We start from the raw sequence: 551 nt of genomic DNA, 5'->3' as shown, positions 1-551 counted from the left end.
GCGATATGATGCACCACCACCACCAACACATGCTCATCGTCGGTGACGCGGAAAAGCATTGCCCGCAACGGGATCTCGGCAGCCAGATCAAACGGGTGATGGGCCGCAGAGTCGATGGCTTCGTTCAACCGCGGTGTCGGCCAGCCGCTGGCATCGACGACCTGCCACCCGACATCGGCCCGCTCAACCGGTACCACCACTTGTTGCGGTGTGCCCTCGGGCGCCGGGAACAGCGTGCGCAGGCTTTCGTGGCGGGCCACCACATCGGCCAACGCCGCACCCAACGCGTCGGCGTTCAGGGAACCGTCCAGCCGCAACACCGCGGCCATGTTGTAGACCGGTGACGGACCTTGGAACTGGTCGAGGAACCACAACCGGTTCTGGGCAAACGACAACGGAACAACCGCCGGGCGCTCCCCCGCCACCAGGGGCTGCCCTCCATCGGTGCCCTCCCCGATCCGCAGCGCCAACTGCGCCACCGTCGGTGCCTCGAACACCGCACGCACCGAAAGGCCTTCATCCACAGCGGCATTGATGGCCGCGATCAGCCG

The 551-nt window shown here is 66.2% G+C and carries 1 protein-coding gene; it reads right to left on the bottom strand.

The features are described from left to right. On the bottom strand, positions 1-551 hold a 551-nt coding region (locus A5688_RS09050; RefSeq protein WP_131812442.1), incomplete at both ends, for a condensation domain-containing protein.

It is taken from the genome of Mycobacterium mantenii (assembly GCF_001667865.1).
Lineage (GTDB): Bacteria > Actinomycetota > Actinomycetes > Mycobacteriales > Mycobacteriaceae > Mycobacterium > Mycobacterium mantenii_A.
Note: the sequence above shows the minus strand (reverse complement) of the source record. Positions and strands in the feature narration are given on the sequence as shown.